Below are 25,627 nucleotides of genomic sequence, written 5' to 3'. Positions count from 1 at the left end.
AGAACAAACTACATGATGAAAAATTGTTAATTAAAAAAAACAATAAAATAAATTTTTAATTTATTCTTGAGAATAATGTGAATCGAAAAAATCAAAATATCAGATGGAAATATTTCTTAAATATTTCATTCATAATTTTGTTAATAGTAAATGTTAGTTGTTCAAACAAAGAAAATAAAAATGTGAAAAATGATTCTGCTGATTTTAAATCGATTAGTGAAAATTTTACAAATCCGCATCAAGATTATGGAACAGTTCCATTTTATGTCTGGAATGGAAAAATTACAAAAGAGAGAATTGAACAAGATTTAAAAGATTATAAGCGACTTGGATTTGGCGGAGTTTTTATTCACCCTCGTCCTGGACTTATAACGGAATATCTTTCAAAAGATTGGTTTGAATTATTTGCCCACACTGTGGAAAAGGCTAAAGAGCTTAACTTAAATATTTGGATTTATGATGAGAACTCATATCCAAGCGGTTTTGCCGGCGGACATGTTCCAGCACAAATGTCGGAATCATATGAAAATGGACAAGGATTTGAACCAATTGACACAAACGTAATTCCCACAAATTATAAAGATTATTTTTTGATTTATGAAAAAGTTGGAAGTGAATATAAAAACATCACAAATGTTGCATCAAATAAAGTTGGTGTAAAAGGAGAATATTCTTTACTAAAAAAAATGTATTATGAAAAATCCGGATGGTTCGGCGGATGGTCTTATGTTGATCTTTTGCATCCTGGAGTTACAGAGAAATTTATTGATGTTACAATGACGGGTTACAAAAATATTGCCGGAAAAGATTTTGGTAAATCAATAAAAGGAGTTTTTACTGATGAACCGGAAATCAATACTCACGGAGGAATTAGATGGACTCCGGATTTATTTGAGTATTTTAAAAAACTATGGAATTATGATTTACAAGATCATTTTCCTTCACTCTATAAAGAAGTTGGCGATTGGAAAAAAGTTCGACATAATTACACTCAAACTTTGCTGCAATTATTTATAGAAAGATGGTCAAAGCCGCAAAATAAATATTGTGAAGAAAATAATTTAATTTTTACCGGACATTATTGGGAGCACGGCTGGCCAAGTATGAAACTTGGCGGTGATAATATGGCAATGTATGCTTATCATCAGATGCCTGGAATCGATATGCTTTTCAATCAATTTGATGAAGTTTCAAATCGTGCTCAATTTGGAAATATTAGAGCCGTTAAAGAATTGGCTAGCGTTGCAAATCAACTTGGAAGAAAACGAACATTATCGGAAACATACGGCGGCGGAGGTTGGGAAGAAACTTTTAAAGATTTTAAAAGACTTGGCGATTGGGAATATGTGCTCGGTGTAAATTTTATGAATCAGCATCTTTCTCATTACACTCTTACCGGCGCAAGAAAATATGATTATCCGCCTTCATTTTCTTATCACACTCCTTATTGGGAAAATTATAAATATCTGAATGATTATTACAAAAGATTATCATTTGTACTTTCTTCCGGTGAACAAAAAAATGATATTTTAATTATAGAACCGACTACATCTGCGTGGCTTTATGATTCTTATATCAATGAGTCAGTTAATAAAATGAATACCGAAATTGGTTTAACATTTCAAAAATTTGTTACAACTTTGGAAAAAAATCAAATTGAATACGATCTTGGTTCGGAAGACATTATTAAAAATCATGGATCAATTGATGAATATAAATTTGTTGTTGGAGAAAGAAGCTACACAACAGTCGTAATTCCAGCAAATTTTGAAAACATGAATTTGAGTACATTTAATTTATTAAAGAAATTTATTTCCGAAGGCGGAAAGGTAATTTCATTCTCAATTCCGAAGTTAATTGATGGTGAAATTAATCAAGATTTAATAAAACTCTTTTCTGAAAAAAATAAAAACTTATTTAATTATACTGAATTAAATAGCGAAGTTATTAAAAATCATTTTGCGGATAAAAACGTTCAATTCAAATTTACTGGAGGAAATTTTTATCATCACAGAAGAATTTTAAATGACGGACAAATATTGTTTTTGGTTAATTCCAGTATGGATGAAAAGTCACTCGTTGAAATTTTAATTAACGGAAAAGATGCAAAAATATTAAATTCGTTTACCGGAGAAATTAGTGATTTTTCCGAAACAAAAATTAATGATAAAATAAAATTATCAGTTGAGTTAGAACCAGTTCAAAGTTTACTTTTATTTATTTCAGATTCTGAATTAACCGGATATTCTTCAATTGGAAATAAAAATGAATTTGTTGAAATAAATTCTACATCTGAAATAAAAGTTAACCGAATTGAAGACAACGCTTTAATGATTGACTTTTGTGATCTTAAAATCAACGGAAAAACTTTTAATGAATTAAATGTTTATGATGCGGGAACAAAAGCATTTAAAGAAAACGGATTTGAAAATGGAAATCCGTGGAATACTTCGGTTCAGTATAAAACTTCAATTTTAGATAAATCAAACTTTCCCAAAGAAAGTGGTTTTTCTGCAATTTATAATTTTTTCATAAATGATAAATTTAATTTTACCAATATGAAAGCAATTGTTGAAAGACCGGAAATTTGGGAAGTATTTATTAACGACCAAAAAGTTGTAAACGAAAAAAATAAATGGTGGTTAGATAGAGATTTTGGAGTTTTTAATATTGGCAATTTTGTAAAACAAGGCAAAAATAATATTGAAATAAAATGTTTCCCGATGAATATACACGCCGAAGTTGAACCAATTTACATTGTTGGAGATTTTTCAGTTGAAGCATCAGTTAAAGGTTGGGAAATTAAATCTCCAATAAATGAATTGAAATTAATTAGTTGGAAAGATCAAGGATTGCCGTTTTATTCTTGGGGAATTAATTATGTAAAAGATTTCAATGTAACAAAATCGAATTCTGAATATTTTATAAAACTTAATGCTTGGAAGGGAACAGTTGCATCAATTATTGTTAATGGAAAAGACGCTGGAGTTATTGCTCTTGATTCTGATAAATTAAATGTTACAGAATTTTTGGTAAACGGAAATAATCAAATTGATGTTAAAATTATTGGAAGTTTGAAAAACCTTCTTGGACCGCATCATAAAAATCCGGTTCCGGGATTAGTAAGTCCATGGCATTGGAGAGGCACGGTAGGTTATCCTTCCGGGAAACAATATCAATTATTGGATTATGGTTTGTTCGGTGATATTAAATTGTATGAAGTAAAATAATTTTTAGAAATTTTGATTATTAAAAAATTGAGAAATTTGCACTGGATTTTATATCAGTCCAAATCTTTTCGATATACAAATTCTTTTCCGTTCCAATATTTTATTTGAGATTTTAAAATATTGCAGTATTCATCAGTATCTGTAAGTGGCGGTTTTAGTTTTCCATGAACTACTAGAGAATCTCTTCTAACTCTATATGTACTTACAATTACAATATCTATATCTTTTAAATTAGAATTTATTTCATAACCAATTGCTCGTTCTTCTTGGTTCAAACCTATTGCTGATGCAAAACAAATTTTTGCACTTCCCTCGTTTTCATAAAAACTTCCAAAATTAAATGTTGGTGTTCTAACTCCAATATATTTATCATAATCTGATTTTTGAAAGCGAATATATGCTTTCATATTACAGACGGGATAATTTCTGATTAAATATTCATTAGTTGTGGGTCGGACGGTTGTTAATGTATCAAAATTAAAAACAAAAAAAACTAAATCTTCATATCCATTATCATAACCAATTCCAATGATTTCTTTTTTTCCAACTTGATCTATATTCTTTATTATTCCATCAACTACATGACCGGAAGCCCAAAAAGTTCCGGGTAATCTTTTCCCGGTTTTTAATTCTAAACGATAAATAGCAGAACTAAAAGATGTTATATTACTTGAAAACAGTATTAATGATTTAATTTTATTTTCTGTTAGTGTGTCAAGAATATTGAAAGAATACTCATTATTTAATGTACCTCTTTCCGATTCAACAATATCATTAAATTTATATGTCCAAATAATATTTTTATTTTTATCATAACAAGTAATAATGTTATAATTGTGAGCAATGTTTTTCAAATCATTGATTTGCTTTGTGCTGATTACTTCATTTAAGCCATCACCATTGATATCAACGATTTTAATAATTTGTCTTTGAAAATTACTAGATAATTCATTTCGATTTGCGAAAGCTTCAAAAGTCCATAGTGTTTTTCCATTCTTATTATTTATATAGAGTAATCTTCCATCAGCTTTAACAATACTTGGATTATCATCCCAATCAACAATAAATAAATAAGCAAAAATTATAGAAAGGATTAAAGTTGCAGCTGCACTAATCCAATTCTTTTCAATAAACTTTGCCGAGCGAATTAGAATATTTTGCTTTTTAATATCAACTAAATCTCTTCTATTTAAAACATCATTTATCTCTTCAACCGGAATTAATTTTAAATTTCTTTTCGGATATTTTTCTTTAAGGTTAGAAAGTTCTTTTAATGCATAAGTTTCTTCATATTTCGGAAATACAAAAAGTTCTAACTCAGAAAAAAATACAGTTCTAATTTTTTGTATAATAATTTCATTGCCCATTCTTAATACATTTCCAGTTTCAGAAATTCCGCCGGTAAATCCAACTTGCTCCATAATTTTTATGGTATAAGTCGGGTTATAAAATTTTAAAATTTGTTCAAGAAATAAAATCGTTAAAACTATGCCTAAAGAATTTCCTTCGTAAAAACCAATTTTTTTTGAAAAGCTGATTATTACTTCATGGAAAGGATATAATTTTTTGACGTACTTATTTGAAATTCTTAATGCAAGCTCCCATGATTTACTGCATTGAGTTAAAATTAAATCCTCAATTTCTTTTTCGCTTGGTACAATAATGATATGATTTTTATCTGTCGATTTATTTATTCTAACTTTTATTGATTCTAAAATTCCGTAATAATTTTCATTCGAAGGTTTATAAATCAACGGGAAATAAATATTATAGTTTTTTTCTGCAATTTTATTACCATTTATAACCGAAGTTAATTTTATAAAATTTGTTTCTATTCGGATTATTTCAGATTCTAAAAAAGATAATTGTTCTAAAATAGTTTTGTAAAAATTAATTTTTCTTAGCTGTTCAATTATTGTTTCGGTGAATTCCGGATTGATTCCATAAACATCAAATTTTGAAACGGCTAGTTTGTATTCATCAATAAATTCTAAGAGAAATGCTTCGGCTGTATTTATATCATCAAATTGAAGAACTGTTGAAAAATATTCGTTATAATTAAATAAGTTTAGATGAAGATATGAATAATGTTTTCTGAATTCGATGAGATTTAATCGAAGTTTTTCAAGTTCAAATGGATTAAAGGAATTTAACATTATAAGTCAATGCTTATGTAATTGCACAATTAAAAAGCTTTTTTAAAATATTTAATAAAAATAATTTTTCATATAAAAAAATAAGATATGAATATTTTTCTGTAAATAATATTTAAGATATAATTTCAAATTTTAAAGAAGATCAATTAATTATTCAATTTCTTTAGTTATACAATTATTAAATTTAATTTCGAAAGTTGAATGATTTTTTAAAATATATTATTATTGAAATATTTTGAATAAAATTACAAGGAAAATTTTGACATGAGAGTAGCGTTTAAAATGAAATTAAATAAAGGTAATGAAGGTGAATATAAAACAAGACACAATCCAATTTGGGCTGAGTTTGAAGAAACAATATTAGAACATGGTGTAAAAACTTATTCAATTTTTCATGATAAAGAAACTGATGTTTTATTTGCGTATGCAGAAATTGAAGATTTAAAAAGATGGGAAGAAATTGGGAAAACTTTGTTATGTAAAAAATGGGGCATTATATGGCTCCATTAATGGAAGTTAATGAAGATAAAAGTCCCGTATCAAAAAAATTGGAAGAAGTATTTCATATTGAAAAGTAAAATTATTTATAGGTGAAAAAATGAAAAAATATTTTCTGCTCGTAATTATTTACGGAACTTTTTCTACAATATTATTAGGTCAAAATTTCAAGTTACCACTTTGGGAAAAAAATGTTCCCAACCAAAATGATATCAAAGTTGATGAAAAAATTCAAATAACAGATATTATGCGGATTACCGAAGTTGATAAACCTATGATTGAAGTTTATTTGCCAGAAAAAAAATATGCAACCGGTGAAGCCGTAGTAATTTTTCCGGGAGGCGGATATAGAATTTTAGCGTATGATTATGAAGGTACAGATGTTGCCAAATGGCTTAATTCATTTGGCATTGCGGGAATAGTCGTGAAATATAGATTACCTCACACACCGAATAATATTGAAGGAAGGCTTTCTCCTTTTTTGGACGCTCAAAGAGCTCTTAGGTTAACAAGATTTCATTCAAAAGATTGGGGAATTGATTCAAATAAAATTGGAATAATGGGTTTTTCTGCCGGCGGACATTTAGCTTCAACTTTAGGGACTCATTTTGAAGATAACTTTTTTACGACTGATAAAATTGATTCAATAAACTGCAGACCCGATTTTATGATTTTAATGTATCCAGTTATAACATTTAAAACACCAAATTTACATTCCGGTTCAAGAACAAATCTTATAGGTGAAAATGCAGATAGTAATTTGATAAATTATTATTCGAATGAGTTGCATATTTCGGAAAATACTCCACCGACTTTTTTGGTACATGCGGAAGATGACGGAGGTGTTCCAGTTGAAAATAGTTTGATGTTTTATAAAAACTTAAAAAAGTATAAAATCCCAAGTGAAATACATATTTTTGAAAAAGGCGGACACGGTTTCGGATTGGCAATAGGCAAAGGCAGATTAGAGAAGTGGAAAGATTTATGCATTAGTTGGATTAAAAGTATTACTTCAAATTAGTTTTGTGGTGATTATTTTTTAAAAAATTTTAAGGAATTAAAAATGAAAATTTTCAGTTCTGAATTCTAAAATATTTTTACTTTTTCTTATACATACATTTTCACTACACGCACAAATTTGAACTCCGTCATTCATTTCAAATAATATGGTTTTACAGCAAGAATTTGATACTCCAATTTGGGGCTGGGCAAAACCAAATAGTAAAATTTTAATTTCAAAAAGTTGGGATAATTCAATTTATAGTGCAGAAACAAACGAAAATGGTGAATGGTTTGTAAAGATTAAAACCCAAATAACAGGCGGACCTTATACAATTACAATTTATGATAGCGCTCTTAAAAATATTATGATTGTTTAAGTTTGACTTTATTCCGGACAATCAAATATGCAATGGGCGCTTGAGCAAACTGAAAACGCCTAATCAGAAATTGCAAAAGATATATTTCCAACATTTATTTCTTTGATTGATTCTATATTGGAAATGAATTTTAATTTTGATGGAAATAATATTTGGGATTTAATAAACGGCTCAAAAAAAAATAAGGAAAGGGAACTCTACTTAAGGACAAATAATTAATTTACATTTAGAAAAGGTGGTTGGCAATTAATTCCTTTTGGGAATTCAATAAATAAAGGATATGAAGAATTGTACAATCTTAAAATTGATCCATTTGAAACTGCCGATGTAATAAAATTAAATTACAAGATTAAAGATGAGTTATTAATTAAACTTAAAGATCAAATTAAAATCGATTCAATTTCAAATAAAAATTTATGATAAAATTTATTCAACGATTTACTGCAATCTAAAATTTAATTCACATCTCAAATCTCAATTTTCTGGAAATATTTTTTCCCATCAAATAAAAAAATTGCAAGAAAAAATAATATTATATAAATTACTAAAACGATTTAGTAACTTTGATTATATCTACAGATAATATGTTGTAATATAATAGGTTAATGATTTAGTTAAAAAATAAAGTGGTTTAGTTAAATCCAATAAACGAAATAATTTTTAACTAATTTTGGAGATTATTATGAAAAAAATGAGCAGGGAAGATTTTCTAAAAACAAGTTCATTGGCATTAGCAACAGTCTTTGTTCCGGGTAATTTAATCAGTTTTGTTGATGATAAAAAACCACAACTTGATGAAAAATTAATCATTCGTTTAATAAAAGGAAATGATTCTACAGTTGAAAAATTACTTCAGCAGCAAAACGAAACGCAGCAAAGACAATATTACAGAAATTTAAGTGGACCATTTGCAAATTTAACTGCGGCTTTTTGCAATGATAAATCGACCTATTTTAAATCCTCTAATGTAATTGTAAGTCTAGAATTAATAATTGACAAACTTTTAAAATTGCAATATCCAAATGGAACACTTGATTCTGCCGGAAATAGACAATCTCCGCCTGATACAGCATTTTTATTGGAATCACTTTGTCCGGCAGCAAAAATTATTAACTTGTATAATTTTGATGAATTAAAAAATGTAAAAAGTAAACTTGATAAATTTTTAATCAATGCCTGTGATGGAATAAAAAACGGCGGAGTTCATACACCAAATCATAGATGGGAAATAGCATCGGTTCTGGCTCAATTATATTCAATTTTTAAAGATGTAAAATATTTAGATAGAATTAACGAATGGATGGATGAAGGTATTTTTATTGATGCCGATGATAATTATCCCGAGCGAAGCAGAAATTATGCAATTGTTGAAAACAATGCTTTTATAACTTTAGGTGAAGTTTTAAATCAGCCTAAGTTATTTGAAATTGCTAAGAAAAATTTAATTTCAAGTTACTATTATTTAGAAGAAGATGGAGAACTTGTAAGTTTAAATTCACGTCGTCAGGATCAGTTTAATCCAATTTCAATTTTAAGGGGATATTTAACTTATAGATATATTGCTATTCACGAAAATGATGGATTTTTATCTGCTGTTATGCGAAAAATTGAATTGCTGAATGATTTTGAAAAAACTATTTTAAGCAGAACACTACCTTTTTTTATGGCTGATCCGATTTTATTCAATGAATTGCCCAAAAGTGAAACTCTGCCGAAAAATTATACGAAAATTTTTCATGAATCTAATTTGGTAAGAATTAAACGTGATACAATTTCCGCATCTATATTTGGCGGAAATGATAAACCATTAATAATTGCTTCCGGTCGTTCGTGCAACCCCACTTTTTTTACATTTAGAAAAGGTAAAGCAATTCTTGAATATGCGAGATTATCAACTTCATTTTTCAGCATGGGTTATTTTAGAAGTGACGGAATTGAAATTGATTCAAATAAATATATTCTTTCAGAAAAAAAAGAAGCATATTATTATCATCCGCTTCCTTCGGAAAAGAGAAATAAAAATGGTGATTACAAGTTAACAGAATCTTTAGACGGAAGATTTTGGAGTAAAATGGATTTTAATTCAAGACCGGTAACAACTTTAACGTTAAGTTCAAAAATTATTATTCAAGAAGAAAATAATAAATTCAAAATTGATTTTGATATTGATGGTCCGGAAAATGTTGAAATTACTTTGGATTTATGTTTTGATCAAGAAGGCAATTTGGAAGGTGTTGAAAAAGGTGATAATGAAAATGATTATTTTCTTAATAACGGATTTGCAAAATATACAATTGGAAATGATACAATTGAAATAGGTCCGGGAAAAGCAGAACATAATAATTTATACTTTTTGGATGGTGAAGTTTATTCAACACATTTTGGCACAATAAAAGGTAAGGGAAAACATTTATATATTACCGGACTTGTCCCTTTTAAACATTCAATAACAATTCAATAGTGTGTAATATGAAAATAAATGATTCAAATACACCGTTACATTTATTAAGACCGGATTACAGCATTCCGTATCAAATTCCTAAAGAAAATCATATTGTAAAAAAATTACTAAAAGTATTAGAATTTCTTGAAAAATCAACGCCATCAAATTTGGAGAACAACTTAAATAATAAAAAAATCGGCGGTAAAGTTGTTATTGATGAAAATACAATAATTCCAAAAAGTCAATTTAGATTAACAAGTTATGAGTGGGGAGTAACTTATGCCGGATTATTGCAATTAGGTGAAATTACCGGCATAGAAAAATTTAGTAATTATACAAAAAAAAGATTGAAATTGATTTCTGATTTGAGTCAGTTTTATTTAAATAATAAAGAAAATATAATTGATGAAAAATCTACAATTTACTCTGTAGTAAATCCCGCTGCATTGGATGACGCCGGTGCAATTTGTGCATCAATGATAAAAGCTGAATTGTTCGGATTAGATTTTAACATACGCCCATTGATAGATAATTTTATTAATTACATAAGCAAAAAACAATACAGATTTAGCGATGGAACGTTAGCAAGAAATAGACCTTATAAAAATACTTTATGGCTTGATGATTTATTTATGAGTGTTCCAGCGCTTGCATTAATGGGAAAAATTACAAATAATAAATTATACTTTGATGATGCAACAAAACAAGTTTTACAATTTTCAAAACTAATGTTTGAAAAAGAAAATGGTTTGTATTTTCACGGCTGGGTTGAAAAAATGAATACGAAGCCTAAATTTTATTGGGCAAGAGCAAACGGCTGGGCTGTTATGGCGTTGGTAGAACTTTTAACAGTTTTGCCCAAAAATCATAGAAAATATTCCTCGGTTTTGGATCAATTTAAAAATCATTTAAACGGATTAATTTCTTTTCAATCGGGATCCGGATTTTGGCATCAATTAATAAATAGAACGGATAGTTATTTAGAAACTTCTGCAACTGCGATTATTACATATTCAATATGCAAAGCAATTAACGAAGGCTTAATTGATAAATTAGCTTTTGCACCAATTGCAATACTTGGATGGAATGCAATAAGTACAAAAATAAATAATAGCGGTCAAATTGAAGGAACTTGTGTCGGCACGGGAATGGGATTTGATTCAGCTTTCTATTATCATCGTCCGGTAAATAAATTTGCCGCACATGGTTACGGAACAATGTTTTTAGCTGGAGCCGAGATTATTCGTTTACTTCAAAATAATAAATTCAGTATTGTAGAAGGTTCAATACAATTGGAAGATAATTAATTTTAGAAATTATTTTCTAACAAATAAACAATTGGAGTTTTACCTTGAAAAAAAAATTACTAGCAATTTTTATTTTTTCATTTTTGATTTTAGCAGAAAAACAATTTCCTCAAACTTTAATTACAAGTGAATCTTTAAATTCATTGGCATATCAGCATGATCTCAATTTACCCGATTGGGGTCCGTACACAAAAAGATATATTGGTGTTTCTCACATTCCAAATGTAAAAAGCGGAATTAGATTTGATCTTAGTGTTTTCCCAAGTTTTTATAGAAGAAAAGTTGAAGTTCCCAATGTACTTTACGAAAATGAATTTCATCCTTGGGATGCTTCTCCAAATTTGGAATATTTTAGTTTTAGACATGAATTGGAATGGAAAGATCAAGTTTACGCAGATATTTCTTATTCAGAAATAACATCGGAATCCCGCTTAATAAGAGTTGAATGCGTAAATAATACTGATAAGAATCAGAATTTGGCTTTAAATTTTATGGCATATTTAAATTTCCCTCCGGTAAAAGAATATAGTCCATATACTCCAATTTATCCCGCAGTAGTTACTTTACCCAAAAGTGCGCAATGGTTTGATGCTCTTTACTATAATGATTTGAAATTCGCAGTTCCAAGACCAACTGATAATTTGGTTTACGACGGAAAAATGAGAGGTGAAATTAGAGCCGACGGTTTTGTTAACGGTTCCGGAATTGGATTAAATTTTGGTTTGGATAAAGGTGATTTGGTTAGTTATAAACTAGAGGTAAATGAAAACTTTAAAAATGCACAACTACTTATTAGATATAAATTAGATGAAAATCAAAAAGTTACTTTTGCACTTTCCGGAATAAAAAATTGTGAAATAAATTTTAAAGGTGATAATGATTTCAATCTTGAAGAAATGGATTTGGGTAAACTAAATAAAGGTTTCTATGAACTTCAATTAATTTCAAAAGGCGGAAGCGGAATACAGTTTGACGGATTTATTATTGTTGAAAAAACCGAAGTAAATAATATCGGATTTACTAAAAAAGAATGGAATCCCACTCCTAAAATAATTGATGGACCAAATAAAAATTCAATAATTCTAAAGTATGATGATGTTGATTTGTACTATGGAATATTTTGGAAAAATGACGATTTCCAAATTAGAGAATGGAACGGAAGAGATCTCTCAGACTATTTTAAACAAATGGTAAACGAACATGTGCAAACAGAATTTCAAGGAGAAGGAAAAGGTCATTATACAAATATTTTCATCAGACCAATAGTAATGCTGCCGAAAACTAAAAAAGTTATTTATGGAATTGTTAGCTGCGGTTCAAAAGAAAAAGTTGAACATAATTTGAATGAATTAAATAAATCGGAAAATGAATTTGAGGATTTTTATTTAGATGCGAAAAGTAATGTTGTAAAAATGAATGGAAATCCGGATGGCGAAAAATATCAATTCAGTATTGAAAGAATGAATGCCGCACTTAATTGTAATGTTGTTTATCCGGTTTATACGCAGAAACAATATATTAGGCACAGCGCACCCGGAAGGTGGTGGGATTGTCTTTACACTTGGGATTCCGGTTTTATTGGAATGGGATATCTTCAAACAAGTACGCAGAAGGCAATAGAAAATTTAAATGCATATGTTCAAGAACCAGGTGAACAATCGGCTTTTGTCCATCACGGAACTCCGGTTCCAACTCAACATTATTTATTTCTTGAATTATGGAATAAGACTCAATCAACAGAATTATTAAAATATTTTTATCCCAAACTCAAACAGTATCATGAATTTTTAGCGGGCAGACTTGGAAGCTCAACTACAAAAATATTTAAATCAAACATCCTAAAAACTTGGGATTATTTTTACAATTCTGGCGGATGGGATGATTTGCCACCTCAAAAATTAGTTAGAGATAAATCTTTAGAACAAACAGTTGCGCCGGTTATTACTACTTCTCAAGTAATTAGAACAGCAAAAATTCTTAAAATGGCTGCAAAGAATCTTGGATTGAATGATGATATTAATGAGTTTGATAATGATATTAAAATTTTTACAAATGCACTTCAGAAATATTCTTGGGATGATGAATCCGGATATTTTGGATATGTGGTTCACGATGAAAATGGAAATCCGAAAAATATTTTAAAATACAATGATGAAATAAATTACAATATGACTTTCGACGGAGCTTATCCTTTAGTTGCCGGAATTTGTAATTCTGTTCAAAAAGAAAAAATTTTGACGTCTTTAAAATCCAATAAACATATTTGGTCAAATGTTGGATTATCGGCTGTAGATCAATCAGCTCCATATTATAAAATAGATGGATATTGGAATGGTACAGTCTGGATGGCGCATCAATGGTTTTTTTGGAAAACAATGCTTGATTTAGGAGAATCTGAATTTGCATATAAAATAGCAAAAACTGCTTTGGATGTTTGGAAAAATGAAGTTGAGACATCTTATAATTGTATGGAACATTTTATAATTGAAACGGGAAGAGGAGCCGGCTGGCATGAGTTTGGAGCTTTATCTGCACCGGTAGTAATTTGGTATTCAGCGTATTTTCGCCCGGGAAATTTTACAACCGGATTTGATGTTTGGGTTGAGAATAAAATATTTGATGAAACTTTCTCAAATTTTTCTGCCGATCTTTCATTTACGGAAAGTCACAATTCAAAAACTTCTGTAATTGCATGTATGAATCCGAATTATAATTATCTTGTTAAATGGAATGACGAATCGATTCAATATAATCTTCTTTCGCAAGGAACTTTAAGTATTGATTTAACAGTTCAAAAAATTAAAAATGGAAAGTTGGAAATTGTAGTTAAGAAATGAAAGAAGAATAATAGATGATAATAACTAAAATTTTTCATATGAAATTTATAGCGTGGAAATAAAATGAATAGAAACTTCTACATTGTAGTTTTAATCTTTTTGACATTTTTTGTTATTTCATTAATTACAAATATTCTTGGTGCGTTAAACCCGGATGTAATAAATAGTTTCAAATTAAGTTTAACACTTTCCGCATTTCTTCCTTTTGCATTTTTTATTGCATACGGCGTAATGTCAATTCCGGCTGGAATTTTAGTGGAAAAGTATAAAGAAAAGAAAACTATGATTGTTGCATTTTCGTTTGCATTAGTCGGCTCTTTAATTTTTTCAATTTTTCCCCATTACCTTGTTTTTCTTCCTTCACTATTTTTAATGGGCGCAGGAATGGCAATGCTTCAAGTAGCAATCAATCCATTATTAAGAGTTTCCGGAGGTGAAGAACATTTTGCATTTAATTCGGTAGTAGCACAATTAGTTTTTGGCGGTGCATCTTTTCTTTCTCCAATGTTATTAACATATCTCGTTACAAATTTAAATGAACCTTATACAAATAATTATGTTAAATCAATTTTCTCAAGCTTTATTCCTTCAAATCTTCCGTGGATTTCTCTTTATGTAATCTTTACACTTATTCTAATAATTATGATAACAGTAATTTTTTTCTCCAAATTTCCTGAAGTAAAAAGAATTGATGATGAAAAATCCGGTAATTGGAATACACATAAAAATTTATTCAAAAATAAAACTGTGATTTTATACTTTTTTGGAATATTCGCTTATGTGGGAACTGAGCAGGGAGTATCTTACTGGATTTCCAAATTCCTTTACACTTACCATAATTTTGATCCGCTGACAATTGGATCATCAATCGTTGGATGGTTTTGGGGAATGATGTCGGTTGGATGTCTTGTTGGTTTGGGTTTACTCAAACTTTTTGATAGCAGAAAAATTCTAATCGGTGCTTCAATTATTTCGGCAATATTTTTAGCTTTGGCATTATTTGGATCAAGCGCAATTTCGCTATATTCATTTCCGGCAGTTGGTTTTTCTATTTCGGTTATGTGGTCAATAATATTTTCTCTCGCGTTAAACTCACTTGAAAATCATCATGGTTCTTTTGCCGGAATTTTATGTACAGCAATAATCGGCGGAGCAATTGTACAATTAATTATCGGCTGGCTTGGTGATATTTTTGGTCTAAGAATTGGAATGATGTTTATCTTTTTAACTCTTGCATATATTTTCACAATAGGAATTTGGGCAAAACCAATTATAAATAATGAAACGATAAAAATTATGAGAAGCGATAAATAGTTTTTACAATTCAGTTTTTGTTAACTTCAAAATATAAATCTCTATACGCAAAATTTGATATGATTATTCAAAAAGTTGTAAAAAAATAATTTCGAGAAAAAAAGTACTTGATTTTAAAATTAAAAAATGGTAATTAACTAAAACGTTTTAGTAAAATATTTAATTTATCCACAAATATTTACTTAATTAAATAATTTGGCACAATTTACTTTTATTATAACGGTTTTTTATAAATAAATATCACTTGATGTCCATTATATTAAGTCACTACTTTTATTGTTACTTGTTAGAAGACCTATTGGGAATAATTATGAATATGGTTAATAATTTTAAAAAGCAAAATAAAATAGTTTACAAATAAACAAATAATTAAGTAAAGGTGAATATGTGAAAAAATTAACATTTTTTAAAAATTCATTGTTTCTATTAATGGTAATTCCAACTTTTTTATATTCAAATGGTAAATTAAAAGGAATAGTTTCAGATTCTCTTTCCAATGAAACACTTGTTGGCGCTAACATAATTCTTGATGGAACTTCACTTGGTGCAGCTACCGATATTGAAGGACAATATTATATCACTTCAATACCAGCCGGAATTTATAAATTGAAATGCTCTTATATTGGTTATGAACCAAAGGAAATTTCTATAACTATTATTGATGATAAAACTCTTGAAATCAATTTTTCACTTATATATATGTCTGTTGAAGGTGAACAAGTTGTTGTTACTGCCCAAGCTCTTGGACAAGCAGCAGCAATAAATCAGCAATTAACATCAAATACAATTGTGAACGTTATTTCTGAACAAAAAATAAAGGAATTACCCGATGCAAATGCTGCGGAAGCTTTAGGACGCTTACCAGGTGTTTCAATTGTTCGTTCTGGCGGTGAGGCAAGTAAAATTGTACTACGTGGTTTAAATCAAAATCTCACTACAATAACATTAGATGGAATTAAATTGTCTCCAACTGATGCAGATTCAAGAGGTATTGATCTAAGTACAATTTCTCAAGGTTCTTTATCTGGTATAGTATTATCAAAAGCTATTACTTCAGATATGGAAGCAGAAGCAATTGCTGGAAATGTTAATTTTGTTACAAAAACTGCTCCTGAAATCAGAGAGATTCAGGTTGACGCTTTCGGATCGTATGGATCAATCGATGATACATATAATCAATATAATTTTTTAGGACGATACGGAGAGAGGTTTTTTGATAATCTTCTTGGTGTTCAAGCATTTGGTAATCTTGAAAAAAGAAATCGTAGTAGTGAAAATTATGGCATTGGTTATGACTTTTATAATAATAGATCGACTTATCAAATTCAAAATTTTTCACTTACCTATACACCAGAAACTAGGAAAAGATTCGGCGGGAAAATTCTTTTAGATTTTAGAACTCCAGATAATGGTATAATAAAACTTAATGCAGATTATAACAGAACCGAAAGAAGATTTTCAACAATATCAAGAAATTATCCAGTAACCGGGGCGGATGTTGGGTATGATTTTTTTGGGGCGGATATTAATACTGACATTAAAAATATTTCATTGCAAGGGCAGAATAATTTATTCAACTGGCAAATAAATTGGAATTTTTCTTTCTCTGAATCCAATTCTGAAACCCCATATAGTAATACAATGCATTTAAACGAAGTTAATTCATCTTCAAATGGAGTCCCAATATCGGGTATGGAATTTGTTCCAAATGATTTAAGACAAACTACGTCATACGAAGATCTTATTCCTTTTGCTATAAATAACTTTGGGTTGGCTTATTTTAATAGAACAGAAGCAAGGACATCGGAAAATTTGGATAACGAAAAAACATTTTTCGTTGATTTAAAGAATGATTATAATTTTTTGGATATGTCTGGAGAAGTAAAATTCGGAGTTAAATATCGTTCTAAATATCATAAAAGAAATTCAACATTAACTCAAGCGAGATATTACCTTGGACTTGGTTTTTATAATTCTATACTTCTTCCTGATGGAACTTATAAACAAAAAGAACTTTCCAAATATGGTTATGATAATTTGCAGATGTTATCCGGTTTAATTCTTCTTCCAAATTTCATCAATGATAAAACACGCGATATTTATGGTAAATATTTATTGAATCCAATGATTGATGTAGAACGTGCAAGAGCCTGGTATGAAATGAATATTAATGGAATTAATCCTATAACTCATGTACATGAATATATACCAGATCATTCCGAAGATGGTACCAATTATAACCTTAATGAAGATGTTGCTTCCGGATATTTAATGAATACGCTGAATTTTGGAACAATTGCAACACTTATTACCGGATTAAGAATAGAATCAGATAATAATACATATAATGCACTTTATTCACCTTATATTCTAACAGAATGGTCTACTTTCACTGACACAACCAAAAATCATGCAGAAGCAATTCTTTTACCAAATATACATTTAATATTAAAACCTACTGATTACTTAAATGTAAGATTTGCTGCTTTTAGAGGATTGGAGAGACCAAACTTTAACTTCAGACTTCCAACTTATGTAATTGGAAATCAAGGCTCTGCATTTGACGATAAAGCTTTTGTCATCTTAGGTAATACAAATTTGAAAAATGCAGAAGCTTGGAATTTTGAAGTAAATACGCAATTATTTAGCAACACAATAGGATTATTCTCTGTGTCAGCATTCTATAAAAAGATTAAAAATGAAGTACATCAACTTTGGCATACTCCAATTATTAATAAAGCAACTTCAGATAGTTTAGGTATAAAGTTTATTAATGATACTCCGCCATTTAGTGGCTCACCGTATTCACTAATTTATCCCTATAATTCAAGTAAACCTACAAGTGTTTGGGGTTTTGAAGTTGAACATCAAGCAAATTTAAGATATTTACCTGGCTTGTTAAGCAATATAGTACTTAGTTATAATTTTTCTATTATAAGAACAGAAACCTATACTCCTTCTATTAAAACCGAAGAATATTTAGTCCAACTTCCCGGACAACCTTTTCCGACTAAAAGAACGAGGATAATATACTATGAAAAGAAAACAAGAATTACTGATTCGCCCGATATTTTTGGAAATGTGTCATTAGGTTATGATATTGGCGGTTTCTCAGGTCGTATTTCTTATTTCTATCAAGGTGAATTTTATAATGGATTTTCAGCTGATGGGCTATCTAACAACATTCAAAAGCAATTTGGCAGATTGGATTTATCTCTTAAACAAGAAATTATTAACAACTTATCTATTGGTTTGAATGTTAATAATCTAACTAATGTAAAAGAAGGCACTTTTCTTGAAGACATAATTTATGGTTATACATTAGACGCATCTAGCTATAGATATGGCACAACAGCTGATCTTTGGTTTAGAATAACAATGTAATTGTAATAAATAATAATTTAATCACAACTAACAAGATGGAGGTTCAAATGAAAAAAATATTCCGCTTTCTTTTTTCTGCGGTATTTGTAATGTTTTTGAGTGTTAATATTTTAGCTCAATCACATGAAATGTATCTAAGCGCCCCAACAGAAGTAACCTATATTAATAAAATTATTATGGGTGATACTCTTTCTGATGGTAACCGTGTAGATTTAGAAAGAGTTTATGTTTTACAACGTGGAGGCATCTGGTTTTTTAACGATGTAATAAAAAATATTGGTTGGGATGTAAGAATAAAAGCTGAAGATGCTGATGGTCCTAAACCAATAATTTATGGAGCTGTAGCTGAAAATAGCACTGTAGTTCCTATCGATTTTATTGATTCTCAAGGTAGTGTATTTCTTAAAAATATTGTTGTAAATGGTATTTCTGATTTTGATCCTGATTATACAAACTGGCAGCATAATGCACCAAGAGAATTAGTTGTTTGGAATGTTTCTGGAGACTATACTTTAGTAGTAGATGGTTGCATTCTTATGCACGCATATCAAGCAGATCTAAGAACTTTTTCGGGTATTCGTTCAATAAAAGTAACAAATACTATATTTGCAAATAGTGGTACAGGCACATTTGATAACATGGGTGATGGCAGAGCCGTTGATCTAAGAAAAACTTCTTGCGATTCACTTATTATGATAAATAACACTTTTGTTAATGGACAAGATAGAGTTGTTAGACATATTTCAAGTACTGCAAGTTTGAATTACTTCCGTTTTGAACATAATACAGTTGTAAATAATGGTGGTAGATATGGCGTTATGGCTTTAGGTTTACTTGGACAAGATACTAAAGTTCAAATTAAGAATAATTTGTTTTTAGATCCAATGGCATTTGGTGCCGACACTGCTTCGTCTCGTCAATATGATTTCTTAGAAAGCAAAGAATCTTACAGTGCAGAAATTCCGGCTAAAGCAAATCATGTTATGATCTATCATCAAAAAGATACATCAGCAACATCAATAGATAATACATTACAATTTGAAATCTCAAATAATCAATATGCTTATACATCAGATATTACAAATCTGTGGGCTGATCTTATAACTCGTGTTCCAAACCCAACTTTACATATGCCAGCACCAATGTCAAATTTTATCCAAACTAAAGTAAGTGCAGATGCATTTACAAAAATTGATCCATTCTCATTTGCAAATGTTCCAAACACAATGGTAGGTTTAGTTAATTGGAATCTTTCTCCATTACCAGAAGGTGCAGGAGAAAATTCCAGCGGAGGTTCAGCTTTTGTAGATATGGACAGAAGAAAAACTACATATTTTAGAGATACTTTAGATTGTTCATATTCAACTTCATTAGCTCAATATACTGCAAGTACCGAAGGTTTACCACTTGGCGATTTGAATTGGTTCCCAGATAAAAAATCTCAATGGTTAACGGATGTTCAAGAAAATGAATCAATTCCAGTTGAATATTCTTTACAGCAAAATTATCCAAATCCTTTTAATCCGACTACAACAATTAATTTCAGTATTCCTAATGCTGCTAATGTAAATGTAACTATATTTAATATATTGGGTCAGCAAGTTGCAACAATTGTAAATAATAAACTAACTGCCGGTAATTATAGTTTTGATTTTAACGCTTCCGATTTAGCAAGCGGTTTATATATCTATCAATTAAAAGCTGATAATTTTGTAGCTTCAAAGAAAATGATGTTATTAAAGTAATCTGATTTATGTTTAAAGGGAGTTTCTCCATATAAATTATGGAGAAACTTTTTTGTTGTACTTTTCATTTAATAGAAAAGGTATTCTTTTGTGGATTTTTAATTTAAATAGAACATTTACATTTCAATATTTTTTAAGATTTATTTCGCTCAAAAAAAATCTCCTTACATTTGTTTTTATCTCAACTACAATTTCCAACATCACTATTGCTCAAGAAAAGATATTTAATGTTTTGAGTTACGGAGCAAAAGCTGATAGCAAGACATTAAACCAAACTTTTATTCAAAATGCAATTGATGATGCAAATATAAACGGCGGAGGAAAAGTAATAATTCCTAATGGAATATTTTTAACGGGTTCAATAATATTAAAATCAAACGTTGAACTTTTTCTTGAAAGTGGCGCAGTTCTATTAGGAAGTACGGATATTAGTGATTATAAAAATATGAATAGATGGAAATCATTAATATTAGCTGAAAATCAAAAAAATATAAAAATTTCCGGAGAAGGAATTATTGATGGTCAAGGCAGAACATTAGCTTTAAAAGTTGATAGTCTTTATTATGCCGGAAAACTTGATTCATTATTTTACAACAAAAAAAGAAAACGACCAAACGAATTTGCAAGACCTCAATTAATTGAATTTAGTAAATGTAATAATGTGATAATTAAAAATGTTACATTGAAAAACTCCGCTTGCTGGGTTCAGACATATGAATTATGCGATAGTTTAAAAATCGATAATATAAAAGTAATTAGCGATGCCTATTGGAATAATGACGGCTTGGATATTGATAATTGCAAAAATGTTTGGGTTACAAATTCTTACATAAATTCTGCAGATGATGGAATTTGCCTTAAATCAACAAATGCTGATTCTTACAATGAAAATATTGTAATTGAAAATTGCACAGTTAGATCAAGTGCAAGCGCAGTAAAATTTGGAACTGCATCTGCCGGCGGATTTAAAAAAGTTACTATTAATAATATAAAAGTTTTTGATACATTCAGATCTGCAATAGCTTTGGAGTCTGTTGACGGCGGAATTATTGAAGATATTTCAATTAAAAATATTAGAGCTTATAATACCCGAAATGCTATTTTTATAAAACTTGGCAAAAGAAATAAAGATGAAAAAGTCGGAATTTTAAGAAATGTAAAAATTAAAGATTTAAAAGTTCATATTCCTTTTGATGTGCCGGATAAAAATTATGAAATTCGCGGTCCGGAATTACCGTTTTTCCATAATCCGTTTCCGTCATCAATAACCGGATATAAAGATTGTTACGTTGAAAATGTTACTTTGGAAGATATAGAAATAATTTATCCCGGAAAGGGAAATAATGGTTTAGCAAATATTCCGTTAAGCAGATTATCCGATGTTCCCGAAAATGAAAGTGAGTATCCGGAATTTCACATGTTTGGTGAATTACCATCGTGGGCTTTTTATATTCGTCATGTAAAAAATCTGAAAATGAAAAATATATATGTTGTTGCAGAAAATCCGGATTACAGACCAGCATTTGTTTTTGATGATGTAAAAAAACTTGCGTTGGAAAAAATTCAAATTTTGGAAGAAAATATTTCGAAGAAACAAATTATTTTTCAAAATACTGAAGGATTGGAAATAGATGAATATTCTGCAAAAGAATCCGAAAATATTAAGTAAATATTTTATTGAATAGATTGCTAAATTTGAGATAATAAATTAACGAAGTTTTCTTGGTGAATAAATAATGAAATTAACAATTGTTGATATTGCAAAATTATCAAATGTTTCAGTTTCCGCTGTTTCTATTGTGTTGAACAATAAACCCGGTGTTTCTGATAAAACCAGAGAGAAAGTTTTAAAAGTAATTGAAAAATATAATTTTAATCCTAATCAAATTGCTCAATCACTTGCTTTAAAAGAAACAAAAAGTATCGGACTAATAATCAAAGAAATTGATAATCCGCATTTTGCAAAAGTGATGAAAGGCGTTTATGATACTGCCTCGGAATTTGGCTATTCAGTTTTATTGGGAAGTTCTGAATTAAAAGCCGAAAAAGAAGCAGAAATTATAAATACAATGCTCAGCAAACGAGTCGATGGATTAATAATTTCACCAATTCAAAATGATGTAAGGAATTTTATTTCTCTCGCAAATTTAATGAGCAATAATATTGCATTTGTAATTCTCGGAATGATTGATAATTATACCGTAAATAGCGTAGATATTGATAATAGAAAAGCAGCATATGAAGCAGTAGTTCATTTAATAAAATTAGGACATAAAAAAATTGCATACTTTGGAGGTCCACCTCATTCCGGGCATGCTCAGAAAAGATTGTTGGGATATCAAAATGCAATGAATGAAAATTTAATTCCCATAAACGAAGAATTTATTTTTGTTGTTGGACCAAATATTGAAGACAGTTATAATTTGGCTTACGAATTATTTTCAAAAAAGGAAAAGGAATTACCAACCGCAGTATTTTGCTATAATGATTTATCGGCAATTGGTGTAATTAATGCTTTGGAAAAATTGAATATCAAAGTCCCGGAAGATGTTTCGGTTTTTGGATTTGATAATATTGATTTTGGAAAATATTTAAAATTTCCTTTATCAACAATAGATATGCCGGCGCATAAAATAGGTGAAGAAGCCACAAAGTTGTTGATAAAAGTAATACAATCAAAAGGTGAAATTAAAAACGAAAAAGTAATAATTGAACATAAAGTTGTAAAAAGAAATACATGTGCAAATTCACTTGTTAATCAAAATTAAAAAATAGTTTCATTGAATTTTAATACTGTTTCGCAATAGAAATCCTTCCAAATTCAAAATAATACTTGATTTTAAAATCAAAAATAATTAAATAACTAAAGCGTTATAGTAAAATTTTTATTTCTCAACCAAAGATTATAAATTAATTAGATTTATATTAAAAAACTCAAAATGAATCGGTTTAGTAATATTAGATTTTGAATTCAATATTTGAAATAAATACCGTTTCAATTTTTTAATAAATTGAATAATTCCTAATAATATTTATTATAACTTTTCGATAAAGAAAAAATGTCATGTTTAGAATTTTAACGAAAAATATTTTATTCTTTTTTATGATAGTAAATATTATTTATTCGCAAAATAATTTTTCATATGATTTTGTAAAATATGTAAATCCGTTAATTGGCACAGCTCCTTCTCGAACAATCAGCGCACTTAAACATGGTGAAGGAACCGAAAATAATGCTCAAGTAATTCCTTCGGTTACAGTTCCGTTTGGAATGACAAATTGGACTCCGCAAACAAAAAATGTTGAAACAAAATGTGTTGCGCCGTATTATTATAAAGATTCTTTAATTACCGGATTTAGAGGTACACATTGGTTAAGCGGTTCATGCACACAAGATTACGGCAGTTTTTCAATTATGCCTATTTCTGGAAAATTAAATCATTTGCTGGAAAATAGAGGTTCGAATTATTCTCCCTCAAATGAAATTTCAACTCCTTACTTTTATAAAATTAATTTAGAGAATTATAATATTGATTGTGAAATTACTGCAACGACACGATGCGGATTTCTAAAATTCTCATTCAATAATAATGAAGAAAAATATATTATTGTTGAACCAAACAGCGATGAGAATGAAGGATTTATAAAAGTAATTCCGGAGCAAAATGAAATAGTTGGATATAATCCGGTACATAGAATTTATCAAGGCTGGGGAGAAAGTGCCGGATTTAGCGGCTATTTTGTTATTCGGTTTGAAGTACCGATTCAAGAATTCGGAGTTTATCAAGGACAAAATATTTTCAAAAATAAATATGAAATTTCTAATCAAGAAAAAATTGGTGCGTTTATCGATTTTTCAAATTCATCAAATAAAATTATTAATGTAAGAATTGGAACTTCATTTGTAAGTATAGAAAATGCAAGAAAAAATTTAGACGAAGAAATTGGTAATAAAAGTTTTGATGAAGTAAAAACAAATTTGAAAAATATTTGGAATGAATATTTATCAAAAATAAAAATTGAAACAAGTATAGAAGAAGATAAAGTTAAATTTTACACAGCACTTTATCATTCACTTCAACATCCAAGAATTTATAGCGATTGCAACGGCGAATATCCTTCATTTAACGGCGGTAAGGGAATAAAAAATTCCGGTAAAGAAAATTATTATTCTGATTTTTCAGTTTGGGATACATACCGTGCGCTTCATCCATTGTTTAATATAATTTTGCCAAATAAAAGTAAAGGAATGATGCATTCACTTTTGCAGATGGCTGAGCAAGGCGGTTGGCTTCCAATTTTTCCATGTTGGAATAGTTACACATCCGCTATGATTGGCGATCATGTAATTTCGTTAATTGCGGATGCATATATCAAAAATATAATTGATCTTAATGAAAACGAATATTCATATCTAAAAAAAAATGCTACTGAATCACCGAAAGAATTTAAAGATTATGTAAATGGAAAAGGTAGAAGAGCTCTAAAATCCTATATGCAGTATGGCTTTATTCCGCTTGAAGACAGTGTGAAAGAATCTTTCCATCAGCAAGAACAAGTTTCCAGAACTTTAGAATATTCCTATGATGATTTTGCTTTAAGTCAAATTGCAAAAAAAAAGAGATACACAAAAGATTTTGAATATTTCTTTAATAGATCAAAAAATTATAAAAATGTGTATGATGCAAACGTAAAAAGTGTGCGAGGAAAATTTAAAGATGGAACTTTTACAAAAGATTTTGTAAAGGATAAACGAATGCCGTATATAACCGAAGGAACTCCTTGGCAATATACATGGTATGTTCCGCATGATGTAAATGGATTAATAAGTTTAATGGGTGGTCAAGAAAAATTTAATATGGAGTTATCAAACTTTTTTGAAAGTGAAAATTATTGGCATGGAAATGAACCAAGTCATCAAATTCCATTTTTATTTTCATACAGTGGTGAACAAAATAAAACAAATAAAATTATTTCAAAAATTCTCAACGAGGAATATAGCGCGGACCCGGGTGGATTAAGCGGGAATGATGACGCCGGCCAAATGTCGGCTTGGTATGTTTTTGCTTCGATGGGATTATATCCGGTTTGTCCCGGTTCAGATGAATATTCAATATTTTTGCCTAATCATGAAAAGAGTATAATTGATATTGGAAACGGAAAGAATTTTACAATTAAAAAAACTGGTTCAAATACAAATGATGAAGTAAAAATAATTTTATTTAATGACAAAATTTTAGATAAAAATATTATTAATCATTCTGATATTATCAACGGCGGGACTTTAGAATTTGTTTTAGAATAAAAGTTGAGAATAGAAATGTTAGAATTAAT

The 25,627-nt window shown here is 29.1% G+C and carries 13 protein-coding genes and 1 pseudogene; 13 read left to right on the top strand and 1 reads right to left on the bottom strand.

Annotated features, from left to right (window positions below; all coding sequences use genetic code 11):
• The first annotated feature begins 98 nt into the window (after nt 1-98).
• Entirely contained in the window at nt 99-3,230 is a 3,132-nt protein-coding gene (locus IPH62_00515; GenBank protein MBK7103754.1) for a hypothetical protein, read from the top strand.
• A 53-nt stretch (nt 3,231-3,283) separates the two neighbouring features.
• Here IPH62_00515 and IPH62_00510 read toward each other — a convergent pair whose 3' ends face one another.
• Nucleotides 3,284-5,386, bottom strand: coding sequence for a hypothetical protein (locus IPH62_00510; GenBank protein ID MBK7103753.1), 2,103 nt, complete (start codon nt 5,384-5,386; stop codon nt 3,284-3,286).
• Nucleotides 5,387-5,650: 264 nt separating this feature from the next.
• Between IPH62_00510 and rhaM the strand changes: the two are divergent.
• The 12 genes and pseudogenes from rhaM (at nt 5,651) to IPH62_00450 (ending at nt 25,598) form a co-directional block, all read left to right on the top strand.
• Nucleotides 5,651-5,964, top strand: a pseudogene (gene rhaM, locus IPH62_00505) (L-rhamnose mutarotase).
• A gap of 20 nt (nt 5,965-5,984) precedes the next feature.
• The gene (locus IPH62_00500) at nt 5,985-6,905 is read left to right on the top strand and encodes an alpha/beta hydrolase (GenBank protein MBK7103752.1); all 921 of its coding nucleotides are present in this window, start codon (nt 5,985-5,987) and stop codon (nt 6,903-6,905) included.
• A 145-nt stretch (nt 6,906-7,050) separates the two neighbouring features.
• Nucleotides 7,051-7,263, top strand: a complete 213-nt coding sequence (locus IPH62_00495) for a hypothetical protein (GenBank protein ID MBK7103751.1) — start codon at nt 7,051-7,053, stop codon at nt 7,261-7,263.
• Between the two features lie 682 nt (nt 7,264-7,945).
• Nucleotides 7,946-9,724: a hypothetical protein gene (locus IPH62_00490; protein ID MBK7103750.1), complete on the top strand. Its 1,779-nt coding sequence runs from the start codon at nt 7,946-7,948 to the stop codon at nt 9,722-9,724.
• An 8-nt stretch (nt 9,725-9,732) separates the two neighbouring features.
• Complete coding sequence (locus IPH62_00485; protein ID MBK7103749.1) at nt 9,733-11,013, top strand: glycoside hydrolase family 88 protein; 1,281 nt, start codon at nt 9,733-9,735, stop codon at nt 11,011-11,013.
• Nucleotides 11,014-11,156: 143 nt separating this feature from the next.
• Nucleotides 11,157-13,850 (top strand): hypothetical protein, encoded by a 2,694-nt coding sequence (locus tag IPH62_00480; GenBank protein ID MBK7103748.1) that lies wholly within the window; start codon nt 11,157-11,159, stop codon nt 13,848-13,850.
• Between the two features lie 63 nt (nt 13,851-13,913).
• A complete protein-coding gene (locus IPH62_00475; protein MBK7103747.1) occupies nt 13,914-15,164 on the top strand; it encodes an MFS transporter in 1,251 nt (416 codons plus the stop codon).
• Between the two features lie 387 nt (nt 15,165-15,551).
• Nucleotides 15,552-18,548 (top strand): TonB-dependent receptor, encoded by a 2,997-nt coding sequence (locus tag IPH62_00470; protein ID MBK7103746.1) that lies wholly within the window; start codon nt 15,552-15,554, stop codon nt 18,546-18,548.
• 47 nt (nt 18,549-18,595) lie between these two features.
• On the top strand, nt 18,596-20,293 hold the full coding sequence (locus IPH62_00465; GenBank protein MBK7103745.1) for a T9SS type A sorting domain-containing protein: 1,698 nt from the start codon (nt 18,596-18,598) through the stop codon (nt 20,291-20,293).
• Between the two features lie 52 nt (nt 20,294-20,345).
• Nucleotides 20,346-21,962, top strand: coding sequence for a glycoside hydrolase family 28 protein (locus IPH62_00460; GenBank protein ID MBK7103744.1), 1,617 nt, complete (start codon nt 20,346-20,348; stop codon nt 21,960-21,962).
• Between the two features lie 67 nt (nt 21,963-22,029).
• Nucleotides 22,030-23,061 carry a LacI family DNA-binding transcriptional regulator gene (locus tag IPH62_00455; protein ID MBK7103743.1) on the top strand — a complete coding sequence of 344 codons (1,032 nt, stop codon included), beginning with the start codon at nt 22,030-22,032 and terminating at the stop codon, nt 23,059-23,061.
• 296 nt (nt 23,062-23,357) lie between these two features.
• Nucleotides 23,358-25,598: a GH92 family glycosyl hydrolase gene (locus IPH62_00450; protein MBK7103742.1), complete on the top strand. Its 2,241-nt coding sequence runs from the start codon at nt 23,358-23,360 to the stop codon at nt 25,596-25,598.
• The last annotated feature ends 29 nt before the right edge of the window (nt 25,599-25,627 follow it).

The organism is Ignavibacteriota bacterium, assembly GCA_016708125.1.
Lineage (GTDB): Bacteria > Bacteroidota > Ignavibacteria > Ignavibacteriales > Melioribacteraceae.
Note: the sequence above shows the minus strand (reverse complement) of the source record. Positions and strands in the feature narration are given on the sequence as shown.